The organism is Pseudomonas sp. NFIX28 (assembly GCF_900107395.1).
Classification (GTDB): domain Bacteria; phylum Pseudomonadota; class Gammaproteobacteria; order Pseudomonadales; family Pseudomonadaceae; genus Aquipseudomonas.
In genome coordinates, this window is sequence record NZ_FNPW01000005.1 from 412,634 (window position 1) to 437,947 (window position 25,314).

The window sequence follows — 25,314 nt, forward strand, 5'->3', positions numbered from 1 at the left end:
CTAAACAGGAACACGCAGGACAAGATCCTGACGGGCTGGAGCCAATAAAGCCGGGGCTGTACCTGTCATGACAAGCAATATGGCCACGGCCAATCACAAATCCTCCGTAGGAGCGAGGCTTGCCCGCGAACAGGATCGCGCGGTGCGCCAGGCATGTCCCGCTATCGTTCGCTCATCGCGGGCAAGCCTCGCTCCTACGGGAAGGTGGTGCGCCTGGCTGTCGCGCCAGGCGCAAGGTGCTTAGTGGAACAGCACCGCCGTTTTCTGCAGGGTGACCCACACGCCCCACGCCAGCGGAATACCCACCACCAGCCAGGCGGCGACCGCCAGCGGCACGCTGCCGGACGAAGCCTTCCACTCCAGCACGGTGCTGCTGTCCGCGCCTTTGTCATGGCCCAGCGCCTGTTCGGCGGCCAGCTCGGCGTCGGTCATGAAGTACTTGTCGGCCACCGGGCGCACCAGCAGGTTGCACAGGAAGCCCAGCACCAGCAGGCCGGCGAGGATGTACAGGGTGATGTCGTAGGCCGCGGCGCGCTCGACGCCAAGGCTCAACTGATATTCACGCAGGTAGTTCACCAGCACCGGGCCCAGCACGCCCGCCGCCGCCCAGGCGGTCAGCAGCCGACCGTGGATCGCGCCCACCATCTGGGTGCCGAACAGGTCCGCCAGGTAGGCCGGAACCGTGGCGAAACCGCCGCCGTACATCGACAGGATGATGCAGAACGCCGCCACGAACAGCGCGACGTTGCCCAGGTGGCCCAGGTTGGGAATCAGCGCGTACAAGGCAAAGCCCAGGGCGAAGAACACGAAGTAAGTGTTCTTGCGCCCCAGGTAGTCGGAGAACGACGCCCAGAAGAAGCGGCCACCGATATTGAACAGGCTCAGCAGGCCGGTGAAGCCGGCGGCGATCGCCGCGATCGACGCCAGTTGCGAGGCATCCAACTGACCGAAGGCCAGTTCGTTGCCCAGCAGCTTGCCGGCGAAGACTTCCTGCAACAGCGGCGAAGCCATGCCGAGAATGCCGATACCCGCGGAAACGTTCAGGCACAGCACCAGCCAGACCAGGCGGAACTGCGGGGTTTTCCAGGCCACGTTCACATGCACGTGACGGTGGGTGATCATCGCGTTCGCGGCTTTTTTCGCCGGCGGGGTCCAGCCTTCAGGCTTCCAGCCGGTCGGCGGTACGCGATACGACAGCGCACCACCGATCATGAACACGAAGTAGATCGCCGCCATCACCAAAAAGCTCTGCCAGACGCCGACGCCGGTTGGCGAAGCGAAGTGGCCCATCAGCGCCGCCGCCAGCGGCGCACCGACCATCGCGCCACCGCCGAAGCCCATGATCGCCATGCCGGTGGCCATGCCGCGCTTGTCCGGGAACCATTTGATCAGGGTCGACACCGGCGAGATGTAGCCCAGGCCCAGGCCGATACCGCCGATCACGCCGGAGCCCAGCCACATCAGCCAGATCTGGTGGGTATAGATGCCCAGCGCCGAAATCAGCAGGCCACCGCACCAGCACAGCGCCGACACCACGCCAGCCTTGCGCGGGCCGGCGTGTTCCAGCCAGCCGCCCCAGATCGCCGCGGAGCAGCCCAGGAAAATGAAGAACAGGGTGTAGATCCAGCCGAGCATCGAGATCGGCCAGTCGCACTGGGACGAAAAGACCTGGGCGATGAAGCTCATGTCCGGGGCACAGGCGACCGGCGCGGTCACGCCCAGGGCCTTGGACAGTGGCAACCAGAACACCGAGAAGCCATAGGCCATGCCAATGCACAGGTGAATGGCCAGGGCGGCCGGTGGAACCAGCCAACGGTTGAAACCGGGCTTGGCGATGATGCGCTCTTTGGACAAGAACGCCGGCTGGGCGGCAATGACGCCCGCCTCGGTGCTAGTGCTCATGAGTGGTTTTCCCCCAATTATTGGAATTATTCGCCGGCCACTCTTCACCCACGACCTTTGCACGCAGGCTGGCCGTTTTATTGAGTGAAGCTCCATAGAGTGCGACTTTTGGTCGCAGAAGGGCAGACGAACTGCGAGAGATTACCATTTGCTCGCGACAGAAAAAGCAAACTGCCATCATCTTTTCCGCATCACCTGCACCGAACGACGGTGTAGGAGCCAGGCTTGCCGGCGATGGGCGTTATGCGGTGGATGGGTGTGTGTCAGGCAATACGCTTCGCGGGCAAGCCTCGCTCCTACAGATGCCTGCCCCTCGCCAGCCCATGCGCGGCTGTCGATAATGGCCAGCCCTTCGCTCTGCACAGGATTTTCCATGCCCATCGTTGTCGAGTCGCTGAAAGAAGCCAGTTATCAGGATCAGCAGGACCTGCAGAAGATCTACCGCGATGCTCCGCCATGGCTGTTCGCGCCGCAGCACAACGACCTGGAATTGATCGAGGCCGCCCTGGGCGACGGCAGCCTGATCGCCGGGCGCTTCAACGACCGCCTGCTGGGCGCCGCCCGCCTGCAACGGCACCAAGACGTCTGGCACCTGTCCCACTTGTGTGTGCGCCTGGTCACCCGGCGGCGCGGCGTGGCGGAGCGACTGGTGAGCGAAGCCCGGAACATGGCCGCCCGGCACGGCGCCACCCTGCGTCTGCTGGCCCCCGCCGGGCACCTCGAAGCCCGGGCGCTGGCGGCCAAGCTGCGGATACCGCTGGACGTGCTGCAAAACGATCAGTGACCAGCCGCCAGGCCCGGAGCGTTATACTCTGCGGCTAAATTCGAATTCGACACTACAAGGACTCGCCCATGAAAGCGTTCGGCAAAATCCTGGGTCTGGTACTTCTCGGGCTGTTGCTGATCATCGTGGCTCTGGGTTTCGCCCTGACCCACCTGTTTGATCCCAACGACTACAAAGAAGAAATTCGCCAGATAGCCCGCGACAAGGCCCATATCGAGCTGACGCTCAATGGCGATATCGGCTGGAGCCTGTTTCCCTGGCTGGGCCTGGAGCTGCACGAAGCCGGCGTAGCCACCCTGGCCAACCCGACCCAGCCGTTCGCCGACCTGCAAATGCTCGGCCTGTCGGTCCGCGTGTTGCCGCTGCTGCGCCGCGAAGTGCAAATGAGCGATGTACGTGTCGAAGGCCTGAACCTGCGCCTGACCCGCAACAAGGACGGCCACGGCAACTGGGAAGACATCGGCAAGGTCGCCCCCGCCGACAAGCAGGCCGCAACCCCGGCCACCAGCACTGGCGAAACCGCCGAAGCGCCCCCCGCCACCGCAGAAAAACCGGCGCAGCCGATCCGCCTGGATATCGACAGCCTGACCGTGAACAACGCCCGGGTCGAATACAACGACGAACAGAGCGGCAAGCAGTTCACCGCCGAAAGCATCCAGCTGAGCACCGGGCCGATCCATGAGGCGACCAATACTCCGGTCAAGCTCACCGCCTTCCTCGCCAGCACCCAGCCGGCGGTGCGTGTGCGCACCGAGCTCAATGGCCAGATGCGCTTCGAGCCCGCCTTGCAACGCTACCAGTTCGAAGACATGAAGCTCTCCGGCGAGGCCGCCGGCGACCCGCTGCAAGGCAAGACCCTGACCTTCTCCGCCCAGGGCCAGTTGCTGCTGGACAAGGCCGCCAACGTTGCCGAATGGAACAGCCTGAAACTCTCGCTCAACCAACTGCGCGCCATCGGCGAACTGAAGGTCAACGACCTGGACAAGACCCCGCAGCTCAGCGGCGGTATTTCCATCGCCCAGTTCGACCTGGCCAAGTTCGTCGACAGCATCGGCCAGACCCTGCCAGCCATGGCCGAAGGCAGCCTGAGCAAGGTCGAGCTGGTCAGCCGCCTGTCCGCCACGCCGAACAGCATCGCCTTTGAAAACATCAACCTGAAACTCGACGACAGCAGCTTCAGCGGCCGCCTGGCGATCGAGGACCTGGCCAAGCAATCGTTGCGCGCGCAGCTCAAGGCCGACACCTTCAACGTCGACCGCTACCTGCCGCCGAAATCCGCCGAAGCCAACAGCGCCGCGGTGGCGCGCAAGGCCGAAGTGCAGAGCAGCGAAGCCAGCGCTATCGCCGGGGCCGGCAACTCGCCGCTGCCGGACGCGCCGACCAAGGCCGCCTGGAGCACCGAGCGCCTGCTGCCGGTGGAGCGCCTGAGCAAGCTGGATGTGAATGCCGACCTGAGCTTCGGCCTGCTGACCCTGGACAAGCTGCCGATTCAGAACGCCACGCTCAAGGCCAACGGCCAGGGCGGCCTGCTGAAACTCGAGGGCCTGCGCGGCGAGCTGTACGACGGCAGCTTCGAAGCCAACGGCAACCTCGACGTGCGCCAGCCGACGCCGCTGATGAGCCTGCAGACCAAAATCAGCCGCGTACCGGTGGAACGCATCCTCGAAAGCCAGGGGCAGAACCCGCCGGTCAAGGGCCTGGTGACCCTCGACAGCAACCTGACCAGCAGCGGCAATAGCCAGAAGGCGCTGGTCGACGGCCTCAACGGCAATGCCAGCTTCGTCATCAACAACGGCGTGCTGCTCAACGCCAACCTCGAACAGCAACTGTGCCAGGGCATCGCCACGCTGAATCGCAAGACCTTGAGCAGCGAGCCACGGGGCAAGGACACGCCCTTCCAGGAGCTCAAGGGCAACCTGACCCTGCGTAACGGCGTGGCCAGCAACCCGGACCTGAAAGTGCGCATCCCCGGCATGAGCGTCAAAGGCAATGGCGACATCGACCTGCGCGTACTGGGCATGGATTACCGCGTCGGCATCATCGTCGAAGGCGACAAACGCGACATGCCGGACCCGGCCTGCCAGGTCGGCGAGCGTTTTGTCGGCATCGAATTGCCGCTGCGCTGCCGTGGCCCGCTGGAGCTGGGCGCCAAGGCCTGCCGCCTGGACCGCGACGGCCTGGGCCAGATCGCGGCCAAGCTGGCCGGCGATCGCCTCAGCGAGAAACTCGATGAAAAACTCGGCGACAAGGTCAGCCCGGAATTGAAAAACGCGCTCAAAGGGCTGTTCAACCGATGAGAGCCGAGCAGTTCGCCCCGGCGGTCCTGGATTGGTACGACCGCCATGGCCGCCATGACTTGCCCTGGCAGCAGGAAATCAATCCGTACCGGGTATGGGTTTCGGAAATCATGCTGCAGCAGACCCAGGTCAGCACCGTGCTCAATTACTTCGACCGGTTCATGGCCTCGCTGCCGACGGTCCAGGCCCTGGCCGCCGCGCCGGAAGACGAAGTGCTGCACCTGTGGACCGGCCTGGGTTACTACACCCGCGCCCGCAACCTGCAAAAGACCGCGAAGATCGTGGTCGCCGAGCATGGCGGCGAGTTTCCCCGCGATGTGGAGAAACTCACCGAGCTGCCGGGCATCGGCCTGTCCACCGCCGGCGCGATCGCGAGCATCAGCATGGGCCTGCGCGCGCCGATCCTCGACGGCAACGTCAAGCGCGTACTGGCGCGCTTTACCGCGCAAGAGGGCTACCCGGGCGAACCCAAGGTGGCCAAGCAGCTGTGGGCCGCGGCCGAGCGCTTTACCCCGCAGAGCCGGGTAAACCACTACACCCAGGCGATGATGGACCTGGGCGCCACCCTCTGTACCCGGAGCAAACCCAGCTGCCTGCTGTGCCCTCTGGAGCGCGGCTGCGAAGCGCACATGCTGGGCCTGGAAACCCGCTACCCGATCCCCAAGCCACGCAAGGCCGTCCCGCAGAAGCGCACGCTGATGCCGATGCTGGCCAACCACGAGGGCGCCATCCTGCTGTACCGGCGGCCCTCCACTGGCCTGTGGGGCGGTTTGTGGAGCCTGCCGGAGCTGGACGACCTGGCGGACCTCGAACACCTGGCTTCGCAGCACTCGCTGGAGCTGGGCAAGCAGCATGAAATGCCCGGGCTGGTGCACACTTTCAGCCACTTCCAGCTGGCCATCGAGCCCTGGCTGGTGCAGGTCCAGGCCGCCGCCCATCACGTGGCCGAGGCCGACTGGCTCTGGTATAACCTCGCCACCCCGCCGCGCCTGGGCCTCGCCGCCCCGGTTAAAAAACTGCTTAAGCGCGCGGCCGACGTATTGAACGCAGGAGAGTTGCAATGACCCGCACCGTAATGTGCCGCAAGTACAAAGAACAATTGCCGGGCCTGGAGCGTCCTCCGTATCCGGGCGCCAAGGGCCAGGAGATTTTCGAGCACGTGTCCGCCAAGGCCTGGGCCGACTGGCAGAAACACCAGACCCTGCTGATCAACGAAAAACGCCTGAACATGATGAACGCCGAAGACCGCAAATATTTGCAGGGCGAGATGGACAAGTTCTTCTCCGGCGAGGAATACGCCAAGGCCGACGGCTACGTGCCGCCGTCCGAATAATTCCAGCCAAATCGGGGTGGGAACGTAAGCGGCGGTAATAATTAAACTTTTTTTCAAAACTTGCTTGACGCCCCCCCGAAAAACCCGTTTAATGCGCCCCGTTGCCCAGATAGCTCAGTCGGTAGAGCAGGGGATTGAAAATCCCCGTGTCGGCGGTTCGATTCCGTCTCTGGGCACCACCTTTCGTTTTCAGGTGATGCCAAGCACACCAGAAAGCACACAAGAAGCCCGCCTAGTGCGGGCTTTTTGCTTTCTACGGTTCCCAACCGTTCCCTTGTAAGCCCAAACATATGTGAGTAGATTCGTGAGTAGATCCAGTTCGGTCTAGAAATCTACTCACACCAGAGCGGCAAGATGCCCGCCTGGTGCGGCCTGCAAGGAGGCTGCGTGCCACTCTCAGATACCACCATCCGTACCGCCAAGCCGAAGGACAAGCTGTACCGGCTGACCGACGCCAATGGCCTGTGCCTAGAGGTGACCCCGACCGGCTCCAAGCTGTGGCGCTATCGGTATCGCTTCAACGGCAGCGCGAAGATGTTGGCGCTCGGCCCATACCCAGCGGTCACCCTACTGAAAGCTCGTCAACTTCGCGATACGGCACGCCAGCTACTGATTGAAGGCACCGACCCCGGCGAGCAGAAAAAAACCGCCAAACAAGCACAGAAGGTCGAGGGGCTGACTTTCGAGACGTTGGCGCGAGAGTGGTTTGCCTACAACGCCCCCCGCTGGGCAGAGAGCACAACCTACAAAGCCAAGCTGTACCTGGAGAATGATTTGATTCCGGGTATCGGTGCCCGACCGGTGAAAGCGATCACTCGGCCCGATCTGGTGGAGTTGGTGCGCAAGGTTGAAGCTCGGGGCACGCTAAATGCCGCCGGTAAGATCAGACAATGGCTACACCAGATATTTCGGTATGGGCTGGCCAAGGGCGTCGTTGACGCCAACCCAGCCACGGATCTGAGTGTGGTAGCAGCACCACCCAAAGCTGCCCGCCATCATCCGCACGTCACCTTTGCTGAACTCCCAGAACTGTTGGCCAAGAGCGAGGCCGCGAATATCCACTCGCTTACCCGGCACGCCATCCGCCTGCTGACACTGACGGCCGTTCGCCCGGGCGAGCTTCGCCAAGCCCCCTGGGCTGAGTTCGACTTGGAGCGCGCAACCTGGACAATTCCGGCCGAGCGCATGAAAGCCCGCCGCCCTCACATCGTCCCCCTGCCCCGCCAGGCCGTCGCCATCCTGCGCCTGCTCCAAGAGATCACTGGGCGCTACGCACTGGTCTTTGCTGGCGCCAATCCCGAGCGCCCCATGAGCGAGAATACAGTGAACAAAGCGTTGCGGATGATGGGCTACGAAGGTAAGCAGACCGGCCACGGTTTCCGTCACCTACTCAGCACAGAACTGAACGGTCGCGGGTACAACAAGGATTGGATCGAACGTCAATTGGCCCACGGTGACAGCGACGAGATACGCGGCACCTACAACCATGCCGCCTACGTCGAGCAGCGCCGGGAAATGATGCAAGCCTGGGCAGATTCAATCGACGCACTGTGCGCTGGCGCTAACGTGGTGAGCATCAAACGAAAGGCATAAACAATTTTGGCTGGCCTAGCTCGACGGAGCGAAAAGCGGACTTCCCACCCGCCTGACTGGCAGACCTATTCAGCAGTGGGAGCGCTTGGAAGGGTGACGTGATGAATGACGGAATAATACGTGGCATAGACAAAACCCAATTATTGGGACATTGCAGCACGGAAGATGAATTAGTAGAAAAACACATCACTGACGTAATTCATCAACATCACACCCTTGGTGATAGCCTGGTTGAACTGGAAAACTTTGGCGCTTGGATGATGACCCTCCAGGAAGCTGCTGAGCTAATCGCCTGCGATCAATGGGCTGCCGGGAATGTAAACATACCTGAGCTTACTGCATACACTGGCCACCTACTGTCATACGAGGCAACCTCCAAACTCGTAAATATCACGGAGATATTCCTACCAAAACTGATTAACGCCGTTGAGATAGGTCGCCTTAAAGCCGCGAGAACCCTACGTGATTTTGATGAGATTATTGTTCCCGACCTGACCTTCGTTGATTACAGCGCGTTATGTGAGTGGCTGACTGGAAGAGGATATACCCCTGGGGAGGCATTTGAGGAATGGTATGACCGGGCTATTAATATTTCGGACAGACTCGTCGAAGAGGTAATCTGGCTGCGAAGGGCCGCTAGAGATGAAATAAAAGCAATGCCTGTAACAATCGGCTACTCGAGCGTTCAGGTGATTGACAATGAAGCAGGCGTCGAGGTCTTAAGTAGCCAACTAAAGTCAGCTCTTTTAGAAAATCAGCACTTACGAGAAAGGTTGGCGAAAGCTGAGTTAACGCGACAAGAAACAGCACACAATACATCTAAGAGGTCACATTTGCTGGCCACTGCTGCGCTGTTAAAACTATTAGAGTCGCCAATTGATCGCCCAAGACCTCAAGGAATGAAACAGTCCGCCATCAAGTCAGCTATTTTGGAGCGTTTCTCTTTTCGTGGCTTGAAAGAGCGCAATCTTGACGAAATATTTTCTGCCGCAAACAAGGCTATAGCAGAAGAGAAATAACCTCACCCAGCGATTTATACGATCACCGCAATTGCGGAACGAAAAACCGCAATTGCGGTTACACCTACCGTAATCCGCCCCAGCATAAGCCCATGTTCTCAACGCCACCCAAGGAGGCGCTAGCATGGCAAACACAACCCACCCAATCCGCAAGCAAACCGAACAATCCCCAGTCCAGCCTGAGCGGCCACTTCGCTTCATCAAGCTGGGCGAAGTCAAAACTCTGACCACCCTCTCCACCTCTGAGATTTACCGCCGTATTGCCGCAGGGCGCTTCCCTAAGCAAGTAATGCTGGGGCCGAAGTCCGCCGTCTGGATCGAGGCAGAAGTTATTGCTTGGTGCGACTCGTTGGTCGCTCTGCGAGTGGAGGCTGCATAAGTGGCCGACCAAAAAAAAGGCCAACCCAATAAGGCCAGCCCAGAAAAAACTCACGTAGAGAATACCAGCGGAACGGCACAGCGCGCTCGCCTTCTGGAGCGACTGCAAGCAGGCCCAATTGATACCTTCACCGCCATTCGCGAGCTGAACATCGTTCGCCCAGGAGCCCGCATCAACGAGCTGCGCGACATGGGCCACAGGATCATGACGGAGCGCCTCACGCTGACCGACGATCAAGGTCGTACCCACCGCGGCATGGCTTTGTACTACCTCAGCACCAACCCGCCGGTCAGGGGGACACCATGAAGGCTCGCATCATTCCCTTCGACTACCAGGGCCAGGCCGTCACCTTCAACGCCGACGGCTGGCTTCATGCAACCGTGATCGCAGAACGCTTCGGCAAGCGCCTCGATCACTGGCTCGATAATGCTGAGACACTCGACTACATCCGCGCCCTGGATGAGATTCAGCATCCCGCTGCGGGGCCGTCCACAATCTTGAATACCCGGAAATCCGGGTATTTGAAATCTCGCCGCGGTAACGCTGGTGGTACATGGCTCCATCCCAAGCTGGCAGTGGCCTTCGCCCGTTGGTGTGATGCCAAGTTCTCTGTCTGGTGTGACATGCAGATTGAGGCGCTGATCCACGGTGACCACGCCAATTGGCAGCAAGCCCGCCAGCAATCCGCCGTCGGCTATCGCGGCCTGTGTGACGCTCTGGCAATCGCTTACGAGGAGAGCGGCAAGACTCCCCAACGCCACCACTTCATCAACGAAGCCAAGTTGATCAACCAGGTAATCACCGGCCAATTTGCTGGACGTAATCGCGACGAACTCACCGCACATGAGCTGCTGCTGGTGACGCTGATCGAGATCCGCGACGTGTTGCTGATCGGCCAGGGAAAAGACTTCGCAGCCCGTAAAGCATCTCTCCTGCGCTACGTCCAGAGCCTGACCGCCAAGCACCTTCGGAGTGATGCCGCATGAACACCACATTCATGATCGGCGATGAAAGGTCGATAACTTTTCTTGCCAGCAATCATGCTCGCCGGTATGGTTTACCCGTCGCTGCAAATTCAGCGATCGGGTTTGGTCGCCCGGTAAGCAAAAGGCGCAACAGCGCCCCCATTTCGATTGCAGGCGCTTTTTTTGCGCTCGCAGTTTCGTTTTATGGCGGCTGTGTGCGGGAGGCCTTCGGGCCTGCTGGGTTCCTTTTGCCCCAGTCGACCAACCCGCGCACAGCTGCCACCCAAATTCGCTTGGTCGCGAACGGTGGTAGCTCCCCAGCAAAAGGAGCTACACCCATGAAACACGCCCTCATTCCGTCCGCAATTCGCGCCTTTGTTCACCGCCGCATGGCCCTGAGTGCTCTCCGCGCAAACTCGTCCCTCTCCGTTCGCCTCGCCCGCTACAACATCCACATGGCCATCGTTCGCACCCTGGAAGCACAAGGGGGTGTGCAATGAATCTGCAGACATTGCCTGCCATAGCAACCATCGAGGGCGAGGTGCTGCGTGAAGCGGTTCTGGATGCCAACGAAATGTGCTCAATGAACTTCGCCAGGGAGGAATGTGCAGAGCTGGAGAAAATCCTGCTGACGTTCGTGATACCCGCCATGGGCGGCTACAACAATGAACTGGCTTGTGATATCGCACGGCACCTTGAGCAAATCCGCACCTTCAGCGGCAATTTCTGCTGGCGGCATCGTCACCTGGGCGCCTCCTATGGCGTGGTTGGTAAGCGGAGTGGCATAGACAACGGGGGTGCGCAATGAGCCAGACCACTGCCAGCATCGCCGACGATGCTCTCGACCTGCTCCGCGCCACTCACGAACGCATCAATCACATGCGCGTGCTGTTCAACTCCATCAACAAGGACATGAAACACGGCAAATCTCGCGATATTGAGGAGCTGGCCAACCTCGGCAGCTTCTTGGGTTACGACTGGGCGAACTACGTCGACTGTGAAGTCGAGAAGATGCAGAAAGCGCTGGTCGCTGCGGAGGTGGCTAAATGAATGCCATCCAAACGCGGGACGATCTGAGCTTTACCAGACGCGACTCCGAAGGCCGTTTGGTTAACTGGCCTCGGAACAATCCGGGTGTGGCTTCTGACTGGAAGAAGGGTGTCGGTTTCTTCGAGTGCGAGGTTTACGAGCTCGCCGCCCACGATGAAACCGAAGCATTTCACGCCATCGAGTTCGCGATCACCAGCATGGGTGGTCGCTACACAAGTCTGGAGATCGGCTTTGCAGAGTCGGTAGCGCGGGCAGCAGTCCTGGGCTTGCGTGCGATGCGCGACGGCGCAGCACGGTTCGAACCAACAGCCTCCGAAGAGACTTAAACCATGAAAATTCAAAACGGCGCATCAGCGTCGACGGGATCGGCTTGCCCGAAAAAAGCCATCGAGATGTTTTACGTCACCCACCCGAAGATGCCCAGGGCGTTGCTGGGACCGTTTTTGACCGAGGCCGACGCCGAGTGCGGGCGCGTAGTTATGCGTAGTGCTGGCGCCCAGGTGACAGCCTGTCTAGTTGATGCAATCGATGACATTACCCACTGGCACGGCGTGAATAACGGCCAGGTCTGCCGGGCCTTTGCTGGTGCTGATCGCCGGGAGGTCGGCCATGAGTAACGTGACTCCGCTCAAGCGCAAAGGTAGCGGCGGTCCGCCCAGCACAGGCGCGCACATCGACAGCGCCAGCTATGCGCTGCTGGTGGAAACCCTGATTGGCTTCCTGGAGCTGCGCATCTCGGAAGGCGACCAAGGCCGTCACTGCGATGAACTGGAGCGGCTCACGCTGCAACTGGAGAGTCTGGCCAAGCGGTTTACCCCGCCGAAGGGGGCCGCATGACTGACGCAACGATCCTATTCCGTGATGCACTCCAGGCCGTCTACGGGCCGCTCGATTGGCTTCCCTTGCCCGACGGTACCATTCACCGGTTCCGCGTCCCGGACGACAAGCCGGGCACCCTCAACGGCTGGTACGTGCTGTACCTGGACGGCATCGCCTCTGGCGCGTTCGGCAGTTGGAAAGCCGGCGGCGCCAGCACCTGGTGTAGTCGTGAGCCGGTGGACCAGGCCCGGCACCAGCGCGAGGCCGAGCAGCACCAGCGCCAGCAGCAGACCACCAAGTTGGTCAACCGCTGGTGGCGGAATGCGCGCCGCGCCGCCCCGGATCATCCGTACCTGGTCGCCAAAGGAGTTCGCTCCTACGGCTTGCGCCAGCGTGGCGCTGACCTCCTTGTCCCGCTGTACCTGGATGGGCGCTTGGTCAACCTGCAACGAATTGCCCCGGACGGCGCCAAACGCTTCTTGCCTGGTGGTCGCGTGAAGGGCACCTATTCGCCGCTGGGCATCATCGAGCCCAGCTCTGTGCTTTGCATCTGCGAGGGGTGGGCGACGGCCGCCAGCCTCCACCAGCACGGGGGCTACGTCGTCGCTGCCGCCATGAACGCGGGCAACCTGATCCCCGCGGCGATGGGCCTTCGCTCTCGCTACCCAGGGCAGGCAATCGTGATCGCTGGCGACGACGATCGGCTCACCGACGGTAACCCCGGGCGCAAAGCGGCGAACGCCGCGGCGGCGGCCGTAGGCGGCCAAGTGGCCTTTCCGGAATGGCCAGAGGGCGCCCCTGACGACCTCACCGACTTCAACGACCTCGCCAACTGGAAGCTCGCCAATGTCCAAGCCTGAGACGAACGTGATCAACCTTCGACCTGATGTGGCCACCATTGCGCCTGATCGTCCCTGCTGGGCCGTGTACGAGCACTGGGTAACCAACGAGAAAGGACGCAAGCTGCGCCCAGGCGTTTACTGGCACAACTTTAAGCGTGCCGCCGTCGACCAAGACGACGCCGAGGGCGATACCGGCGACCGTCCTATCACGGATGAGTGGATTGCAAGCCCCGTCACGGTGGTGGCCCGCACCACCAACAGCGACGACGGCAGCGAGGGCCGGCTGCTGCGCCTGGTGACCGACAGCGGGATCAAGGAATGGATCATCGCCATGGAGGTGTTCGGCGGCAGCGGTGAGGACGCCCGGCGCGCACTGTTCGGCATGGGCGTCATTATCGCCCTCAAGAAACGTGGCACGTTCATGGAGTACCTGCTCGACCAGCGCCCCGCCGAGGTGTTCGCCACCACCAGCCGGCCGGGTTGGCACGAGTCGGGGGCGTTCGTACTACCTGGGCGCACGATCGGCAGCGAAAAGGTGCGGTACCAGGCCAGCAACAAAGCTCAGGTTCTTTTCAGTCGCCGCGGCGAGTTGGCGCTATGGCAAACGGAAGTGGCCGCGAAGTGCGCCGGCAACCCGGTACTGACGCTGGCGATCGGCTGTTCGCTGGCCGGGCCGCTGCTAAGCCTGGTCGGTGTGTTGGGCGGTGGTGTTCACCTGGTGGGCGACAGCTCGAGCGGCAAGTCGCTGGCGCAGTTGATCGGCTCGTCGGTGTGGGGTGACCCGGGGGGGTTCGCCGCCAGTTGGGACATGACCAAGGGCGGCCTGGAGATCGAGGCGTCGAGCCGTAACGACACGATCTTGCCCCTGGACGAGATCAAGCGCGCCGACCCCAAGCGCGTCCAGGAAATGGCCTACTCACTCGCCAACGGTCAGGGCAAAGGCACCATGACCCGAGAGCGTGAAGGTCGCGCCAAATTGAGCTGGCGCTTGCTAACGCTCTCCAGCGGCGAGCGCTCCCTCTCCGAGCACGCCGCCATATCCGGCAATGCTGCCCACGCTGGCGCCGAGTTGCGCATGGTCGACGTGAACGCTGGCACCCGCACGCATCGGGCCTTTGATGAGTTGCACGGCCTGGAGGGCGCAGATTTTCACCGCCAACTCACCGTGGCGGTCGGCGCCCACCATGGCCACCTCGGACCAGCGTTCGTCGAGAAGCTGCTCGCCAGCGACGACCAGGCCGGGCTGCTCGAGGACTTCGCCGGTGTGCGCGCCACCTTCGTCGAAGACAACGCCCAGACCGGCCGAGTGGCTGACCGTTTCGCGGTGATCGCGCTGGCGGGCGAGATGGCCACCGCCTACGGGCTGCTGCCCTGGGAGCCGGGCGCCGCCCTCGCCGACTGTCGCTTGCTCTACGGCGAATGGCTCAGCCGGGTCGGTAGCGGCAATGCCGAAGACCGCCAGATCCTGGCCGGCATCCTCGACTTTATCGATCGCCACGGCAGCAGCCGCTTTTCCGATGTCGACGACACGACGCCCGACACGAAGGTATTCAACCGGGCCGGCTATTGGGAGCTCGTGGGCAACAACCGTCTGTATCTGTTCAACAAGCCAGCACTGATCGAAGCTGCCCATGGCTACGGCCTGTCTCGCATCATCAAGGCGTTGGAGGCCGCGAACGCTCTCGCCCGCCGCGACAGCGAACGCAAAACCAAAAACTACCGTCTCCCGGGTGGTGGCCAGGCTCGCCTGTACGTGGTCGATCCAGAGGTAATAGATCGCGAAGGGGGTGGCGCATGAACGGTCCCCAAACACCACTTGCCCGGATTGCCAGAGTTCACAGGAACCTAGAATCACTGGCAACAGTGGCAACACCGGCAACGGCCTTGTGGGGCGGGGCTTACAGCCGTTGCCAGCCTATAAAAAAAGTGGCAACAACTGGCAACACACACCTCATTTTCAACATAAGTAAGCGGTTCTACCCATCTGCTTGGTTATCACTGTTGCCGGTAAAAAACCGGTGGCAACGAAATGGCAGCATCCGCAACGCCTGGAGGCCACAGTTTACGGGGCTGTTGCCATTGTTGCCGCTGTTGCCGGTGTTTTTGAAATCACAGGAACATTGGATTACGAACAATCGGGGCGAGGTGACGCTGTGAGCCTCCTTTCCGCCCTGCTCAATCACATGCCCCCAACCATCGCGAGCAACAACAAGACGAATCTGGCAAGCCGTGATCCGGAGCGCCCGCGTCTGATGCTGGCCAACCGCATCGAGCGGCCGGCGCTGCTCTACAGCAGCCCGCACGCTAGCGCCGCCACAGCCACAACTGAGTGGCGCCGTGCCCGCGACCAATACCTCAACCACATCATGGCTTGCCGGGGCTGCTACGCGCCCACCGGCCGTCATTGCACGACTGGCGCCCATCTGCGCGCCAGCTACGACAACACACCTATGGAGGCTCGTCCATGAGCACCAGTCTCGTTATCACCCTGGTGGACATTGCCAAAAAACCGGGCGCCAGCATGAGCACCAGCTTGATCACCACTCGGCGGATCTGCCGCATCTTCGGAGAGCGGCTTGATTCGATCCGCGGAGAGCGTCGGGCCATGCGCCGCAAGGCCAGCAAACTGCGCCAGTACCTGCCATTCACCGCCAGCGCCATCGCCGAGATTGAGCAGGCGGCCACCGACCACCGCGGGTCGGAGTGGCAAGACCTGCGCACAGTGCTTTCTGGTTTCGGTCGCTCTCTGGTGCTGGACACCGAGGGACTAGCCGAAGGACTTGGATTCGATCGGCTGTGCGACCTGCTGGCGATCAACACCGTGGAGCGGGAGACGGCACGGAAGGATGGCTTGGCCAGCCTGGCCGATCTGGTGTTCGCCTACGCGCTCGAGGACAGCGCCGCCCGCCGTGGCCAAGAGTGGAACGACGCGCCGCTGTTCAACGCCTGCCAGCTCGCGACTGCGCAATTCATCAGGGAATGCCCGGAGCACCTGCTGCCCGACCCGTTTGCACCTGGTGCGCCGTTCGGCCCGAAGCTGCCGCCAGACCTGCGCCTCGTCGGCAAATAACTCTTTCGGTACGCCACACGTTTTGGTCACTCGCAAAACGTGTCGCGACACACAGAGCACCACCACCGGGCATCAGCCCATGACCAGCGCCAGCGGCGCACCAGAGGTATACATGACGGAACAGGACAGTAACGCGGCGAGCCGACCGCCTACTCATCAAGAGCGCTTCGAGGAGGCGTGCAAGACCAATCGTTTTGAATCGTACCCTCTGAAACAGGGCCCGGATTCTGGCTATTTGGTTTGGGACGTTCAGCACGTCCGCGATGGCCAGAAGGTGACCATTGACGGGCCATTTTTCACCGAAGAGGAGGCCCGAATTTCGGCCGATCTACTGCGAGGAACGTTCCGGGGTGCAAGGGCATACAAGGCGATCTACGACCGGATCTGGAACTACGACCCTCAACGCGAGCAGGTGACATTCGATCAGGCGCGCATGTCGCGATCCCTGCTCGCCATTCGCCTGGGCACCACGGCCCCAGCCATCAATCCATAGGAGAACGAAAATGACCGCATTAGCAATTGAGTACACCCCGCGAACCAAAATCACCTTGTGCGGATCGCTCGGTAAGAAGTTCGGAAAAGAGCACACCTTTCTCCTTGATCGCGGGGATACTCGGGAAGCAATGAGAGCTATCGATGTGAACCATCCAGGGTTCTTTCGGGAATTGGCTAACGCCAAAGCGAAAGGGCTGGAGTTCACCGTCTACCGCAATGGAAAGAATGTCGGAGAGGAAGAGTTTGAACTGGGTGGTTGTCGCGAGATCAAGATTGTTCCAGTGATCTGCGGGAGCAAGCGTGCCGGCCTGCTGCAAACAGTCCTAGGCATTGCGCTGGTCATAGTTGGAGCATTCTCGTTCGGCTCTACCACCCCGCTCGGCGCTAGCCTTATCGCGGCTGGGGTGGCTTCTACAGCCGGTGGCGTAATCCAGATGCTCAGCCCCCAAGCAAAAGGCCTTAAGACCAGCGCCGCTCCGGAAAATCAACCCGGATATGCGTTTGGCAGCGCCCGAAACACCACTGCATCCGGCAACCCGGTGCCGCTCTGCATCGGCTACCGTCGATGGGGTGGCGCAATCATCAGTGCCGGGATTTATGCGGAGGATCAGGTCTGATCCAGTCAGTGCTACATTCACCCTTTTGATGGAGAGAGAGTTATGCGAAGGATTTTGATGATGGGATTGGTCAGTTTTTTATTGTCGGGGTGCTCGACTTCCCCTATTTCCGCCAGCAATGCCGATCCTGTCCCACCATCAAGGTTCTTTGCTTTCAGCTCCAATGGAAGTTCCCAGTTGGTTGTGACACGGGACAGCGGAATGTTTGGAGCTGGCTGTAACCATCGCTTCTATATCGATGGAACATTGGCCGCCGAGTTTGCTGCCGGTGAGGTTGCCCGGTTCGGGCTAGCACCGGGCAAGCACGTTATCGGCGCCAAACCGAGCGCGGCTTGTGGCGGCGGCGGGCTAGTAGAAACCGAAGTTGATTTGAAGGTTGGCGAATCGGTCAGACGACGCCTTTCGGTCACTCCTGGCGGCATCACTATTACGCCCACAGCCTACTAGGCAAACAGGCGATATAGTCCCACTGAGATCATATCGTCTCTCACTGGCGGCCTTGCTGGAGAGTGGGGAACCACACCGGTAACCACCAAAAGTAACCACCACGCCTGGTTACCATCCATCACAGGGATCTCCGTCACGGAGCCGCCCGGCTCCAACATAAGCCCATTCTAAATTGAGGTTCTGCCTATGAAGGAATCTGGCACGCTAACCAAGAGCGTCACTGAATGGCTAAATAAAACCGGCTTCCCGTTGGAAATGGAAGCGGCGGCGGCATTTCGCGAGGCAGGGTTCGATGTTAGACAATCTGCCACCTTTGCCGACCCCCAAGCCGATAAAGGACGAGAAATAGATGTGCTTGCGCAAGATCCGGACTGGATTGGAATATTGGACATTTCCTTTGTCGTTGAATGCAAGTCAGCCCAAAAGCCCTGGGTAGTATTCATGTCCGATGACGTACTCAAAACCTCAAATAGATTAGATGCTTTTGGCGTTAAATCTGGTGTTGCCCGCGCCGTATTGGCAAAACGTATATCGATGGGAATACAGCGCGAACTTCCTCTACTGGCTGCATATATACAACGCCCTAACCGTGGAGGTTATGGTTTCCGCCAGGCCATGGGAGGTAATCACGATGAGGCCTTCGGCGCAGCTATAGCGGCATTAAAAGCTTGCCACGGAGTATCTCAAGATAGAGGAGAGGGAAAGCTACCGCGTTTGGCATTCGCCTTTCCGATCATCGTCGTAGATTCACCCATATTCGAATGCGAGAGGAACCTCGAGGGTGAGCTAGTGCTAACAGAGGTTCAGAAAAGCGAATTTCTATTCTCGGCACACATACCCAGCCAGGTTGGATGTTGCATTAGAGTCGTGAGACGAGAGTATCTGTCCGAGGTTGCACGAGAATCAAAAGAACTGGCAGACGCACTACGGAACAACTTGGCAAGGGATGAAAGCAAAATTCTCGCAGAAGCTCTGTGACATGAATTATTGCGATTAGCCAAACCTCTCACTGGACTAACTTTTGCTAACAGGCCGCATGCGTTGTCATCGGCTCCAGGCCGATCCGATGTCAACATTTGTCAACATCACGGTAGGCTTGCGCACTCGACTCGATGTCAGGTTTTGTCAGGTTCCCGCGCCGTCCGATGTCAAGTTTTGACAAGTCGTTGGCGCTGACCAGGTTGGGCGGTATCCACTCTGATATCCACGGTTTCGCCCATCTTCCAACCAAGAGGCAAATACATGCTCTACAGAGGCGTCTCGCTCGCAATCCACACCGCATCAGCAGGCTTGATCAAGGTGAACGGCGATAAAGGGGAAGTTACTCCCTTACATGATGGCAAAGCACGCTATGACGGAACCTTCACGTATGGGAGCTCTGAGGAAAATGCAGTAAATGCTCAACAGATCGAGACAGGGACATGGGGCTCTGCGTTCATCTCGACCACTCGAGATAAGAAGACAGCAGAGTGTTTCGCTACCCATGATAGAGACGGCAATAGCATCCCAGGAGTCGTCTACTGGATCGACGACACACTGTTCAAACAGCACGGCGTGGTAGCCATCGAATCTCAACAGCCGAAGTACCCTGAAGAACGCGAAGTTTCAATCCGCCCCAGCTCAGGCCGAATAATCCCAAGCGAGGTTATCATCAGGATTGAGCACATTGACTCGTAGCCAACCCTATTGCGAAATACTCCGTGAAAGGCTGGCGCCCAGTTCCGGCCGGCGTATTTCGCGCAGTCTTTCACCCACGTCCGTCGCGCACCTGGTGAATGCGCGAAGCCCACCCCTCTGCAAGTTTTCACGCACCCTTCACGCAGTTTCTTCGCGCACTTGGAGTGCGCGAATGCTCCTTGGGAGCGAGCTTTGTGCCGATGGTACGCAGCCAGGTACGCACGATCGGTACGCGCCTGCCGATGCGTACCGGCAGCAAGTTCGCACCTAAGGTTCGCGCACTTGGTTCGCACCCTCTTACGCGATGCGGGCGCGAACCTTGGCGGCCTGCCTGTTGAGAAATGTTGAGGTTTCCAGGCGCGAGATTTCCACGGTGGTTCCCACCAAAAGCAGGTGTTTCGACTGGAAACCTCGAAACTTGCAGAGTAAACGTTCTGACAGTGGAGTATTGAGTGTCCCACGTCATGAACAGAACACTCCCCGCTCTCAACGGTTTACTCACTCGAGCAGAAGGGTTATGTCGATTCTTTATGGTGCTGGACGTGCGTGGGTGCCCAGGGAGTGCTATAGCTAACGCAAGCAGCGTGCACCGTTCGCCGGAGAGGTCGATACCGTTGGGCTGAACCTGTGGGCAGGCCTATTGACTAACCTGTAGGTCGGTTGATAATTCGCGACCATTTGTATGCTGGACCACCCCAAGGAGTGGGGAAGAGAGGTAACACGTGATTTTCAGTGAACAGAAGGTAGCGCAGATTGCGGCTTTCTTCTTGGCCCGCGCCGAAGGTTCGCTGCCAAATCTGAAGCTCATCAAGCTGATGTATTTGGCTGATAGAGAGTCGATGAATAGGTTTGACGTTCCAATGTCAGAGGATCGAGCAGTTTCGATGCCTCATGGCCCCGTTTTGTCTGCGACCTTAGATTTAATCAAAGGTAAGCGCGGATCGGCTGAGTGGAGTTCATGGATTTCTCCGCCATCTGATAACGAAGTGAAATTGGCTAGAGAGCTGCAAAACTTCGACGACCTTGATGAACTGAGCCGTTCGGACTTTTCGGTACTTGACTCCGTTTGGCATCAATTTGGGCACATGAACAAATACCAGCTTCGGGACTACACTCATAAGCACATCCCCGAATGGCACGACCCGCACGGCACCTCGGTAGATATTGATCCGAAATCTACCTTCATAGCCCTCGGCGTTGGTGAAGATCTTGCTGAAAGCAAAGCGCAGGATCTCCGCGAGCGGCGGGCCCTTGCTAGGAAAATATCTGAGTTCATTTGATGCCAGGGACAATACTTCAGAAAGGAACTTTGTTGATTCCTACTGGCGGCTCTGATCATTTACACATAGTGATCAACGACCCAGTTTATTGTCCGTTTCACGCTGATAACGTTGTTTTGCTCGTGAACATCTCCTCCGTTTATTCGGGCAAATACGCAGATACGACATGCATTCTTTCGCTGGGCTCACACCGATTCGTTAAACATGATAGCTGGGTCGTTTACCGTGACGCGGTGATAAGAAGAGCAGACGCCCTCGAGACTGGCGTGGCGCAAAAACAGATCAGAACTCACGATCCATTCCTCCCCGACGAGTTCCTGCGTATTCGAGAAGGCTTTGACGCTTCCCCCGACGTAAAACCAAAGATCGCCAGATTTCTAAAGCAGCACGGCCTATAACGACCAACGCCCCCTTATGGCCGACCATAAAAGCTGTTAATCATCAACCTTCACTTTGACGGAATGTAAGACAGACATAAGACGGAATCCGCGCAACGTGGGCGTCTAAGGCCTATCCATGCGGCGGCCGTCAAAGAACCTGGCTTTCGCCGTCTCATACCCCTGACAGACCTCAGACGGATTCTGGACAGGCTCTGGACACCCGGAGAGGCCGCAGATTATCCAACTCGGGCTGGGAGCCAAAGCCAGCACGGGCTGGCGGCAGATCGGGTAGGCAGCCGGACAGCCACCATGTCCAGAAACAGTGAGGGACCGCGACAGTCACTTACGGGACAAGTGGCCCACGGTCGAACCAAGCAAACGCGGCCATAATCCTTGACCAGCCTTGACGGAGCCTTGACGAAATTCTTTACAGGTCTTGACGGATTTATCTGGCGCCACCAGCAGTTGGAACGCTGAAAGCCATACAGGACAACGCTCTGCGGGCATTCGCGCAGATTGTCCAGCACCAGCCGCGTCTAAAATCCGAGAGGTCGCCGTCAAGGTAAATGCTCGATCAATCGCTAGGCCAAAAGCGGCGAGATGAGGTAGTGAAATACCGGGCCAGATAAATCCTTAGCGCGCCAAGCAATACTTGACAGGGCCTTGACGGGTTTCCTGCCACAGACAAGGGCCAATTTGGCCGCAGCCCAATCGCTGCGTGCCTTTCAGCTCGATAGGTGCTCTGCTGGCGCCGGAGCCCGTCAAGAGTTTATACAAGTGATTCGCCTGCCCTGACAGCAGGTTGGAGCAGGTGTTGCGATGACAGCAACACCTTCAAGCAAATGTGATCCTGGCTCACCTTTAAATCATGGGGGCGTTAAGTGAGCCCCCCTTCAATTCTGGCCAAGGTGTGGTGATATTCACCATGTCCCTCAAAGCAGGATTCCCTGCTTTGCCCCTTTCTGCCACGTGGCTCCTACCCTGGTCTTGCCGCTGTAGCCCTCTCAAACAAAAAGCTCCATTACCGCTTTGAAAGCTGCGTGGCTCATATGGCTACGCAGCTTCAGGGCGGCGTCCTAAATGCTCCATGCTTGAGTACGCGACACGTTTTCGAAATTCACAAAACGTGTCGCACACCCCGTTTCTTAGCGAATTTTTCTTGCGTAACCTTTCCTGACAACACGCCCAATGTAGCTATTCAGTCCTCTACCGGCCCTAGCCAGCCGATGCATTTCCGCAATAGACCCAGGCCCCGCACTCTGATCGGTGTACAGGTACTGCGACCGGTCATTAAACTCGACCGTGATAGATCCATTCCCTATCTCAAATGCAGCCACATTTGAGTCTCCTCCTAAGTTCCTATAGCGCTCCATTATCTTTCCTTTGAACAAGTGGTTCATGGGCAGGCCAACTGTTTGACCTGTACTCATGACGCTAGCCTAGGATCGTCGCCCGTCCATAAAATGGGCCTCAGTATCGGCATGGATAGACCGAGTAAAGCTGGTCAGTTGCACACCTGACAGCAGGCTAAAGCAGGCACGAACCGAGCCGACGGCTTACATTTGAGCCATCCGGACCAAAGTGGGATTCCGTCACTTTGGCTCTGCCGGGTAATCTGTCCAGATGATGGATGGTGTTTAAATACCCCTGATCAGGGGTATTTCACCCGCGGCGGAAGATCATCCAGCTTTGGTTCATAGCGCAAATATGCGCCATCATTACCGCGACACGTTTCACGAATAATGAAAGCGTGTCGCGGCACCTGCCCTACCGAAATGGGAGCTCAGCCAGCCTTGCTGGATCGCGCCGCAGGAAGATGCGTAGAGAATTTCCGGCATCTACTAGCCATAGGCGCTTAAACCCATCATGGGAGTTAGATATAGACAACCTTCCCATCGAAGCAAGAAGCACAATCCTAAAGGGCAATAGCCGAGTGCCACTAGACCCGGTATAAGGGCTCAGTGTGACGCCGAAGACCTCGGATAACCCAGCACTCCAGGGCATCTGGGTGCAGGACAAGTCACCTTATCGCCACGAGGGGAACAAAATGGTTCAAATGGATTTGCCGGTTATTCCGCACGAGATGGAAGGCAACCTAATTCACCAGCGCGCCGTAGATGGATACATCAACGCCACAGCTATGTGCCAAGCGGCTGATAAAAAATTTAGCCACTATCATACTACAAAGACAAATAGTGATTTTCTTGAGGCTTTGTCTAAGTCGCTCAAGCTACCGATTGCGGTCTTGGTACAGTCAGTAAAAGGTGGCAATTACCAAGGTACCTGGGTACATCCCCAGGTAGCTCTCCACCTTGCTCAGTGGCTATCGGCAGATTTCGCTGTCCAGGTGACCGCTTGGATTACCGAATGGATGGCTGGAGGGGTATCTCCAAAAAATGCCGCGCGTGTCCCTGTACATCTCCAGCGGTATATCGCAAACAGAGCGAAGATTCCCCACACACACTTCTCGATGCTCAATGAAATTGTTCTGGCTCTGATTGCACCGTTAGAGGCTGATGGTTATGTTCTGCCCGAAAATATGATCCCTGACATCTCTAGCGGGAGAATGTTTTCTGGTTGGCTGCGTAAAGAAAAAGGCATCGAGCCAAAAAATTTTCCGAACTATCAACATCAGTATCTGGATGGGCGTGTTGTCGACGCCCGACTTTACCCCATAGAGCTTTTAAGCGATTTCCGACTGTACTTCTACGATACGTGGATTCCACAACGATGCCGGGCATACTTTCAGGAAAAAGACCCGGTGGCGCTACAGTACCTGCCGGCACTACTGGAAAAGCTAGCGTAACCTGTTGATTTAAAACCGATGCCGAGATACCGGCATCGGTCGACTTGATGGAGCCCACTCTCTCTAGGGGCCGGCCATCGGTGAGATGGCACAATCCAGGGTAGCCACCAACACTCCCCCCATGAATGACCACTACCCTGATACGGGGTAGCGCTGATGCGAGGCAATGGCAAGAACACCTCAGTGTGTAAGTGCCAAACAACGCCAGCACCATCACTGCAAAAGTGTGGCAATGCGGGCTTACCACTCGTCGGGCTCATACAGAGGAAATCAGCACCGTTTCGCCCGTCGTCGGCAGGATCAAAACAGAGCCGCATTTCAGAAAGAGAGTAGATTTGTGAGTAGATTTATATATCAATCAAAGCAAAACCCTTTAAAATAAAGGCCTACAGCCAACTATTCGATTCCGTCTCTGGCACCACTAATACCGAAACCCCTGAATCGAAAGATTCAGGGGTTTTTTATTGCCTGCGATTTGACGATACCTCTGCTACGGCTATCGCTCCCTTCCTCAGGCCTGCATCGCCTTGCCCTGCGCAGCATCAAGCAAGGCCACTCCATCGCTCAGCAGCAGCGCGGCGATATCGGCGATCTGGAACAGATCACTTTCATCTGCCGTTTTGGCGGTCATGCAGGACAGACGGGTCATCAGTTTGTGGATGGCACGTACGCGCTGGTCGGCGCAGGCCAGCAAATCCGTCAGCGCTGCATTGCTATCAATCAGCAGGACGGGATTCTCGGTGGGGGTTTGTAGAGGGATATATCCGTTCATTGATGAAGCTCCGTGTAGATATTTAGGAACCATCACCAAGCCTTCCTACAGGCCGGGTGGCAGCTGTACGCAGGGTAGGAACCGGCTACACGATCCGGTCACGCCAAAGCGTGCCTACGTACAGCCGCCATAACAGACAGGCGGCGAAAAGCGGCCGATTCTACTCGGAAGCTGTACGTATCGTAAGGCGGGTTCCTACACCCGGCCGCTGATTTGGCAGCGACCGACCCAGGGTAAGCAGGCCTCCCCATTCAGCACAATCCTCAGTCAGTGACCGGACGTAACAGCAATCAGGGAGCTGACAGTACTTATCCACAAGGCGTTATCGACTCTAAGTAAGACGGACCGGAAAAGGCCTGTAGGAACCATCTGATTTATTTGCCCATAGCGAATTCAAGCCCTCTACTGACTTGAGCCCGTTAGTTGATTGCGCCACCATCCGCCCCCCCCCTGCTTATTCAATGGATGGATTTCACGGCATGCTGGATGCTAACGCTACCCATATTTCCCTGACGATCGAAGGCGCCTCGGTCGACCTTCAGGTCCTCGGTTTCGTTGGCCGCGAAGCCCTCAACCAGCCCTTCTGCTTCGATATCGAACTGGTCAGCGCGCGTCCCGACCTCAAGCTCGAAGAATTGCTGCACAAGCCGGCCTGCCTGACCTTCGGCAGTACGGGCAAAGGCCTGATCCACGGCCTGGTATACCGCATCGCCCAGGGCGATTCCGGGCGCAAGCTGACCCGCTACAGCATCAGCCTGACCCCGCAGCTCAACTACCTGCGCCACAA

The 25,314-nt window shown here is 58.6% G+C and carries 29 protein-coding genes and 1 tRNA gene; 28 read left to right on the forward strand and 2 right to left on the reverse strand.

Annotation, left to right across the window (positions count from 1 at the left end; translation table 11 throughout):
- Positions 1-240: 240 nt before the first annotated feature.
- Positions 241-1,902, reverse strand: a complete 1,662-nt coding sequence (locus BLV20_RS12945) for an OFA family MFS transporter (protein WP_092301982.1) — start codon at positions 1,900-1,902, stop codon at positions 241-243.
- 373 nt (positions 1,903-2,275) lie between these two features.
- Between BLV20_RS12945 and BLV20_RS12950 the strand changes: the two genes are divergently transcribed.
- The 27 genes from BLV20_RS12950 (at position 2,276) to BLV20_RS13085 (ending at position 23,755) form a co-directional block, all read left to right on the forward strand.
- Positions 2,276-2,686, forward strand: a complete 411-nt coding sequence (locus tag BLV20_RS12950; protein WP_092301985.1) for an acetyl-CoA sensor PanZ family protein — start codon at positions 2,276-2,278, stop codon at positions 2,684-2,686.
- Positions 2,687-2,754: 68 nt separating this feature from the next.
- Positions 2,755-4,983, forward strand: coding sequence for an AsmA family protein (locus BLV20_RS12955; RefSeq protein ID WP_092301988.1), 2,229 nt, complete (start codon positions 2,755-2,757; stop codon positions 4,981-4,983).
- Positions 4,980-6,047, forward strand: a complete 1,068-nt coding sequence (gene mutY / locus BLV20_RS12960) for an A/G-specific adenine glycosylase (RefSeq protein ID WP_092301991.1) — start codon at positions 4,980-4,982, stop codon at positions 6,045-6,047. Before BLV20_RS12955 ends, mutY begins: the two co-directional genes overlap by 4 nt.
- Positions 6,044-6,316 (forward strand): oxidative damage protection protein, encoded by a 273-nt coding sequence (locus BLV20_RS12965; protein WP_007921798.1) that lies wholly within the window; start codon positions 6,044-6,046, stop codon positions 6,314-6,316. Before mutY ends, BLV20_RS12965 begins: the two co-directional genes overlap by 4 nt.
- 103 nt (positions 6,317-6,419) lie before the next feature.
- Positions 6,420-6,495: transfer RNA gene (locus tag BLV20_RS12970), tRNA-Phe, on the forward strand.
- A 208-nt stretch (positions 6,496-6,703) separates the two neighbouring features.
- Positions 6,704-7,909: a tyrosine-type recombinase/integrase gene (locus BLV20_RS12975; protein ID WP_092301994.1), complete on the forward strand. Its 1,206-nt coding sequence runs from the start codon at positions 6,704-6,706 to the stop codon at positions 7,907-7,909.
- A gap of 101 nt (positions 7,910-8,010) precedes the next feature.
- Positions 8,011-8,928, forward strand: a complete 918-nt coding sequence (locus BLV20_RS12980; protein ID WP_092301997.1) for a hypothetical protein — start codon at positions 8,011-8,013, stop codon at positions 8,926-8,928.
- Between the two features lie 124 nt (positions 8,929-9,052).
- Complete coding sequence (locus BLV20_RS12985; protein ID WP_092302000.1) at positions 9,053-9,307, forward strand: helix-turn-helix transcriptional regulator; 255 nt, start codon at positions 9,053-9,055, stop codon at positions 9,305-9,307.
- Positions 9,308-9,613: a helix-turn-helix domain-containing protein gene (locus BLV20_RS12990; RefSeq protein WP_092302003.1), complete on the forward strand. Its 306-nt coding sequence runs from the start codon at positions 9,308-9,310 to the stop codon at positions 9,611-9,613.
- A complete protein-coding gene (locus tag BLV20_RS12995) occupies positions 9,610-10,293 on the forward strand; it encodes a KilA-N domain-containing protein (RefSeq protein ID WP_092302006.1) in 684 nt (227 codons plus the stop codon). Before BLV20_RS12990 ends, BLV20_RS12995 begins: the two co-directional genes overlap by 4 nt.
- Complete coding sequence (locus BLV20_RS30940; RefSeq protein ID WP_139192695.1) at positions 10,290-10,772, forward strand: hypothetical protein; 483 nt, start codon at positions 10,290-10,292, stop codon at positions 10,770-10,772. The genes BLV20_RS12995 and BLV20_RS30940 overlap by 4 nt, the downstream gene beginning before the upstream one ends.
- Positions 10,769-11,080 (forward strand): hypothetical protein, encoded by a 312-nt coding sequence (locus BLV20_RS13000; RefSeq protein ID WP_092302009.1) that lies wholly within the window; start codon positions 10,769-10,771, stop codon positions 11,078-11,080. Before BLV20_RS30940 ends, BLV20_RS13000 begins: the two co-directional genes overlap by 4 nt.
- Positions 11,077-11,322: a hypothetical protein gene (locus tag BLV20_RS13005; RefSeq protein WP_092302012.1), complete on the forward strand. Its 246-nt coding sequence runs from the start codon at positions 11,077-11,079 to the stop codon at positions 11,320-11,322. Before BLV20_RS13000 ends, BLV20_RS13005 begins: the two co-directional genes overlap by 4 nt.
- Entirely contained in the window at positions 11,319-11,648 is a 330-nt protein-coding gene (locus BLV20_RS13010; RefSeq protein ID WP_092302015.1) for a hypothetical protein, read from the forward strand. The genes BLV20_RS13005 and BLV20_RS13010 overlap by 4 nt, the downstream gene beginning before the upstream one ends.
- A gap of 3 nt (positions 11,649-11,651) precedes the next feature.
- Positions 11,652-11,939, forward strand: coding sequence for a hypothetical protein (locus BLV20_RS13015; RefSeq protein ID WP_092302018.1), 288 nt, complete (start codon positions 11,652-11,654; stop codon positions 11,937-11,939).
- Entirely contained in the window at positions 11,932-12,159 is a 228-nt protein-coding gene (locus BLV20_RS13020) for a hypothetical protein (RefSeq protein WP_092302021.1), read from the forward strand. The genes BLV20_RS13015 and BLV20_RS13020 overlap by 8 nt, the downstream gene beginning before the upstream one ends.
- Positions 12,156-13,001 (forward strand): toprim domain-containing protein, encoded by an 846-nt coding sequence (locus tag BLV20_RS13025; RefSeq protein ID WP_092302024.1) that lies wholly within the window; start codon positions 12,156-12,158, stop codon positions 12,999-13,001. Before BLV20_RS13020 ends, BLV20_RS13025 begins: the two co-directional genes overlap by 4 nt.
- On the forward strand, positions 12,988-14,781 hold the full coding sequence (locus tag BLV20_RS13030) for a DUF927 domain-containing protein (RefSeq protein WP_092302027.1): 1,794 nt from the start codon (positions 12,988-12,990) through the stop codon (positions 14,779-14,781). The genes BLV20_RS13025 and BLV20_RS13030 overlap by 14 nt, the downstream gene beginning before the upstream one ends.
- A gap of 190 nt (positions 14,782-14,971) precedes the next feature.
- Entirely contained in the window at positions 14,972-15,451 is a 480-nt protein-coding gene (locus BLV20_RS13035) for a hypothetical protein (protein WP_371914310.1), read from the forward strand.
- Positions 15,448-16,053 (forward strand): hypothetical protein, encoded by a 606-nt coding sequence (locus BLV20_RS13040; protein ID WP_092302030.1) that lies wholly within the window; start codon positions 15,448-15,450, stop codon positions 16,051-16,053. The genes BLV20_RS13035 and BLV20_RS13040 overlap by 4 nt, the downstream gene beginning before the upstream one ends.
- A gap of 112 nt (positions 16,054-16,165) precedes the next feature.
- Positions 16,166-16,546, forward strand: coding sequence for a hypothetical protein (locus tag BLV20_RS13045; protein WP_092302065.1), 381 nt, complete (start codon positions 16,166-16,168; stop codon positions 16,544-16,546).
- Between the two features lie 10 nt (positions 16,547-16,556).
- The gene (locus tag BLV20_RS13050) at positions 16,557-17,165 is read left to right on the forward strand and encodes a tail assembly protein (RefSeq protein WP_092302033.1); all 609 of its coding nucleotides are present in this window, start codon (positions 16,557-16,559) and stop codon (positions 17,163-17,165) included.
- 42 nt (positions 17,166-17,207) lie between these two features.
- Positions 17,208-17,612 (forward strand): putative periplasmic lipoprotein, encoded by a 405-nt coding sequence (locus BLV20_RS13055; RefSeq protein ID WP_175540187.1) that lies wholly within the window; start codon positions 17,208-17,210, stop codon positions 17,610-17,612.
- Positions 17,613-17,798: 186 nt separating this feature from the next.
- Positions 17,799-18,590 (forward strand): hypothetical protein, encoded by a 792-nt coding sequence (locus tag BLV20_RS13060; RefSeq protein WP_092302035.1) that lies wholly within the window; start codon positions 17,799-17,801, stop codon positions 18,588-18,590.
- A 264-nt stretch (positions 18,591-18,854) separates the two neighbouring features.
- Positions 18,855-19,289 carry a hypothetical protein gene (locus tag BLV20_RS13065; RefSeq protein ID WP_092302037.1) on the forward strand — a complete coding sequence of 145 codons (435 nt, stop codon included), beginning with the start codon at positions 18,855-18,857 and terminating at the stop codon, positions 19,287-19,289.
- Positions 19,290-20,011: 722 nt separating this feature from the next.
- Positions 20,012-20,569, forward strand: a complete 558-nt coding sequence (locus tag BLV20_RS13070) for a Panacea domain-containing protein (RefSeq protein ID WP_175540188.1) — start codon at positions 20,012-20,014, stop codon at positions 20,567-20,569.
- Positions 20,570-22,912: 2,343 nt separating this feature from the next.
- Positions 22,913-23,755: a KilA-N domain-containing protein gene (locus tag BLV20_RS13085; protein ID WP_256577763.1), complete on the forward strand. Its 843-nt coding sequence runs from the start codon at positions 22,913-22,915 to the stop codon at positions 23,753-23,755.
- Positions 23,756-24,266: 511 nt separating this feature from the next.
- On the opposite strand, the gene BLV20_RS13090 is transcribed toward BLV20_RS13085, so the two are convergent.
- Entirely contained in the window at positions 24,267-24,527 is a 261-nt protein-coding gene (locus BLV20_RS13090) for a hypothetical protein (protein WP_092302047.1), read from the reverse strand.
- Between the two features lie 479 nt (positions 24,528-25,006).
- Here BLV20_RS13090 and BLV20_RS13095 point away from each other — a divergent pair.
- On the forward strand, positions 25,007-25,314 hold a 308-nt coding region (locus BLV20_RS13095), incomplete at its 3' end, for a contractile injection system protein, VgrG/Pvc8 family (RefSeq protein ID WP_256577764.1).

Bases quoted from the DNA above. Each gene is read 5' to 3' on its own strand.
- BLV20_RS13030 (WP_092302027.1), top strand. From the start codon at position 12,988: ATGTCCAAGCCTGAGACGAACGTGATCAACCTTCGACCTGATGTGGCC.
- BLV20_RS13045 (WP_092302065.1), top strand. From the start codon at position 16,166: ATGACGGAACAGGACAGTAACGCGGCGAGCCGACCGCCTACTCATCAA.
- BLV20_RS13015 (WP_092302018.1), top strand. From the start codon at position 11,652: ATGAAAATTCAAAACGGCGCATCAGCGTCGACGGGATCGGCTTGCCCG.
- BLV20_RS12950 (WP_092301985.1), top strand. From the start codon at position 2,276: ATGCCCATCGTTGTCGAGTCGCTGAAAGAAGCCAGTTATCAGGATCAG.
- BLV20_RS12955 (WP_092301988.1), top strand. From the start codon at position 2,755: ATGAAAGCGTTCGGCAAAATCCTGGGTCTGGTACTTCTCGGGCTGTTG.
- BLV20_RS13000 (WP_092302009.1), top strand. From the start codon at position 10,769: ATGAATCTGCAGACATTGCCTGCCATAGCAACCATCGAGGGCGAGGTG.
- BLV20_RS13005 (WP_092302012.1), top strand. From the start codon at position 11,077: ATGAGCCAGACCACTGCCAGCATCGCCGACGATGCTCTCGACCTGCTC.
- BLV20_RS13055 (WP_175540187.1), top strand. From the start codon at position 17,208: ATGCGAAGGATTTTGATGATGGGATTGGTCAGTTTTTTATTGTCGGGG.
- BLV20_RS13060 (WP_092302035.1), top strand. From the start codon at position 17,799: ATGAAGGAATCTGGCACGCTAACCAAGAGCGTCACTGAATGGCTAAAT.
- BLV20_RS13020 (WP_092302021.1), top strand. From the start codon at position 11,932: ATGAGTAACGTGACTCCGCTCAAGCGCAAAGGTAGCGGCGGTCCGCCC.
- BLV20_RS13010 (WP_092302015.1), top strand. From the start codon at position 11,319: ATGAATGCCATCCAAACGCGGGACGATCTGAGCTTTACCAGACGCGAC.
- BLV20_RS12995 (WP_092302006.1), top strand. From the start codon at position 9,610: ATGAAGGCTCGCATCATTCCCTTCGACTACCAGGGCCAGGCCGTCACC.
- BLV20_RS30940 (WP_139192695.1), top strand. From the start codon at position 10,290: ATGAACACCACATTCATGATCGGCGATGAAAGGTCGATAACTTTTCTT.
- BLV20_RS12980 (WP_092301997.1), top strand. From the start codon at position 8,011: ATGAATGACGGAATAATACGTGGCATAGACAAAACCCAATTATTGGGA.
- BLV20_RS13050 (WP_092302033.1), top strand. From the start codon at position 16,557: ATGACCGCATTAGCAATTGAGTACACCCCGCGAACCAAAATCACCTTG.
- BLV20_RS12945 (WP_092301982.1), bottom strand. From the start codon at position 1,902: ATGAGCACTAGCACCGAGGCGGGCGTCATTGCCGCCCAGCCGGCGTTC.
- BLV20_RS12985 (WP_092302000.1), top strand. From the start codon at position 9,053: ATGGCAAACACAACCCACCCAATCCGCAAGCAAACCGAACAATCCCCA.
- BLV20_RS13025 (WP_092302024.1), top strand. From the start codon at position 12,156: ATGACTGACGCAACGATCCTATTCCGTGATGCACTCCAGGCCGTCTAC.
- BLV20_RS13040 (WP_092302030.1), top strand. From the start codon at position 15,448: ATGAGCACCAGTCTCGTTATCACCCTGGTGGACATTGCCAAAAAACCG.
- BLV20_RS12965 (WP_007921798.1), top strand. From the start codon at position 6,044: ATGACCCGCACCGTAATGTGCCGCAAGTACAAAGAACAATTGCCGGGC.
- BLV20_RS13065 (WP_092302037.1), top strand. From the start codon at position 18,855: ATGCTCTACAGAGGCGTCTCGCTCGCAATCCACACCGCATCAGCAGGC.
- mutY (WP_092301991.1), top strand. From the start codon at position 4,980: ATGAGAGCCGAGCAGTTCGCCCCGGCGGTCCTGGATTGGTACGACCGC.
- BLV20_RS13090 (WP_092302047.1), bottom strand. From the start codon at position 24,527: ATGAACGGATATATCCCTCTACAAACCCCCACCGAGAATCCCGTCCTG.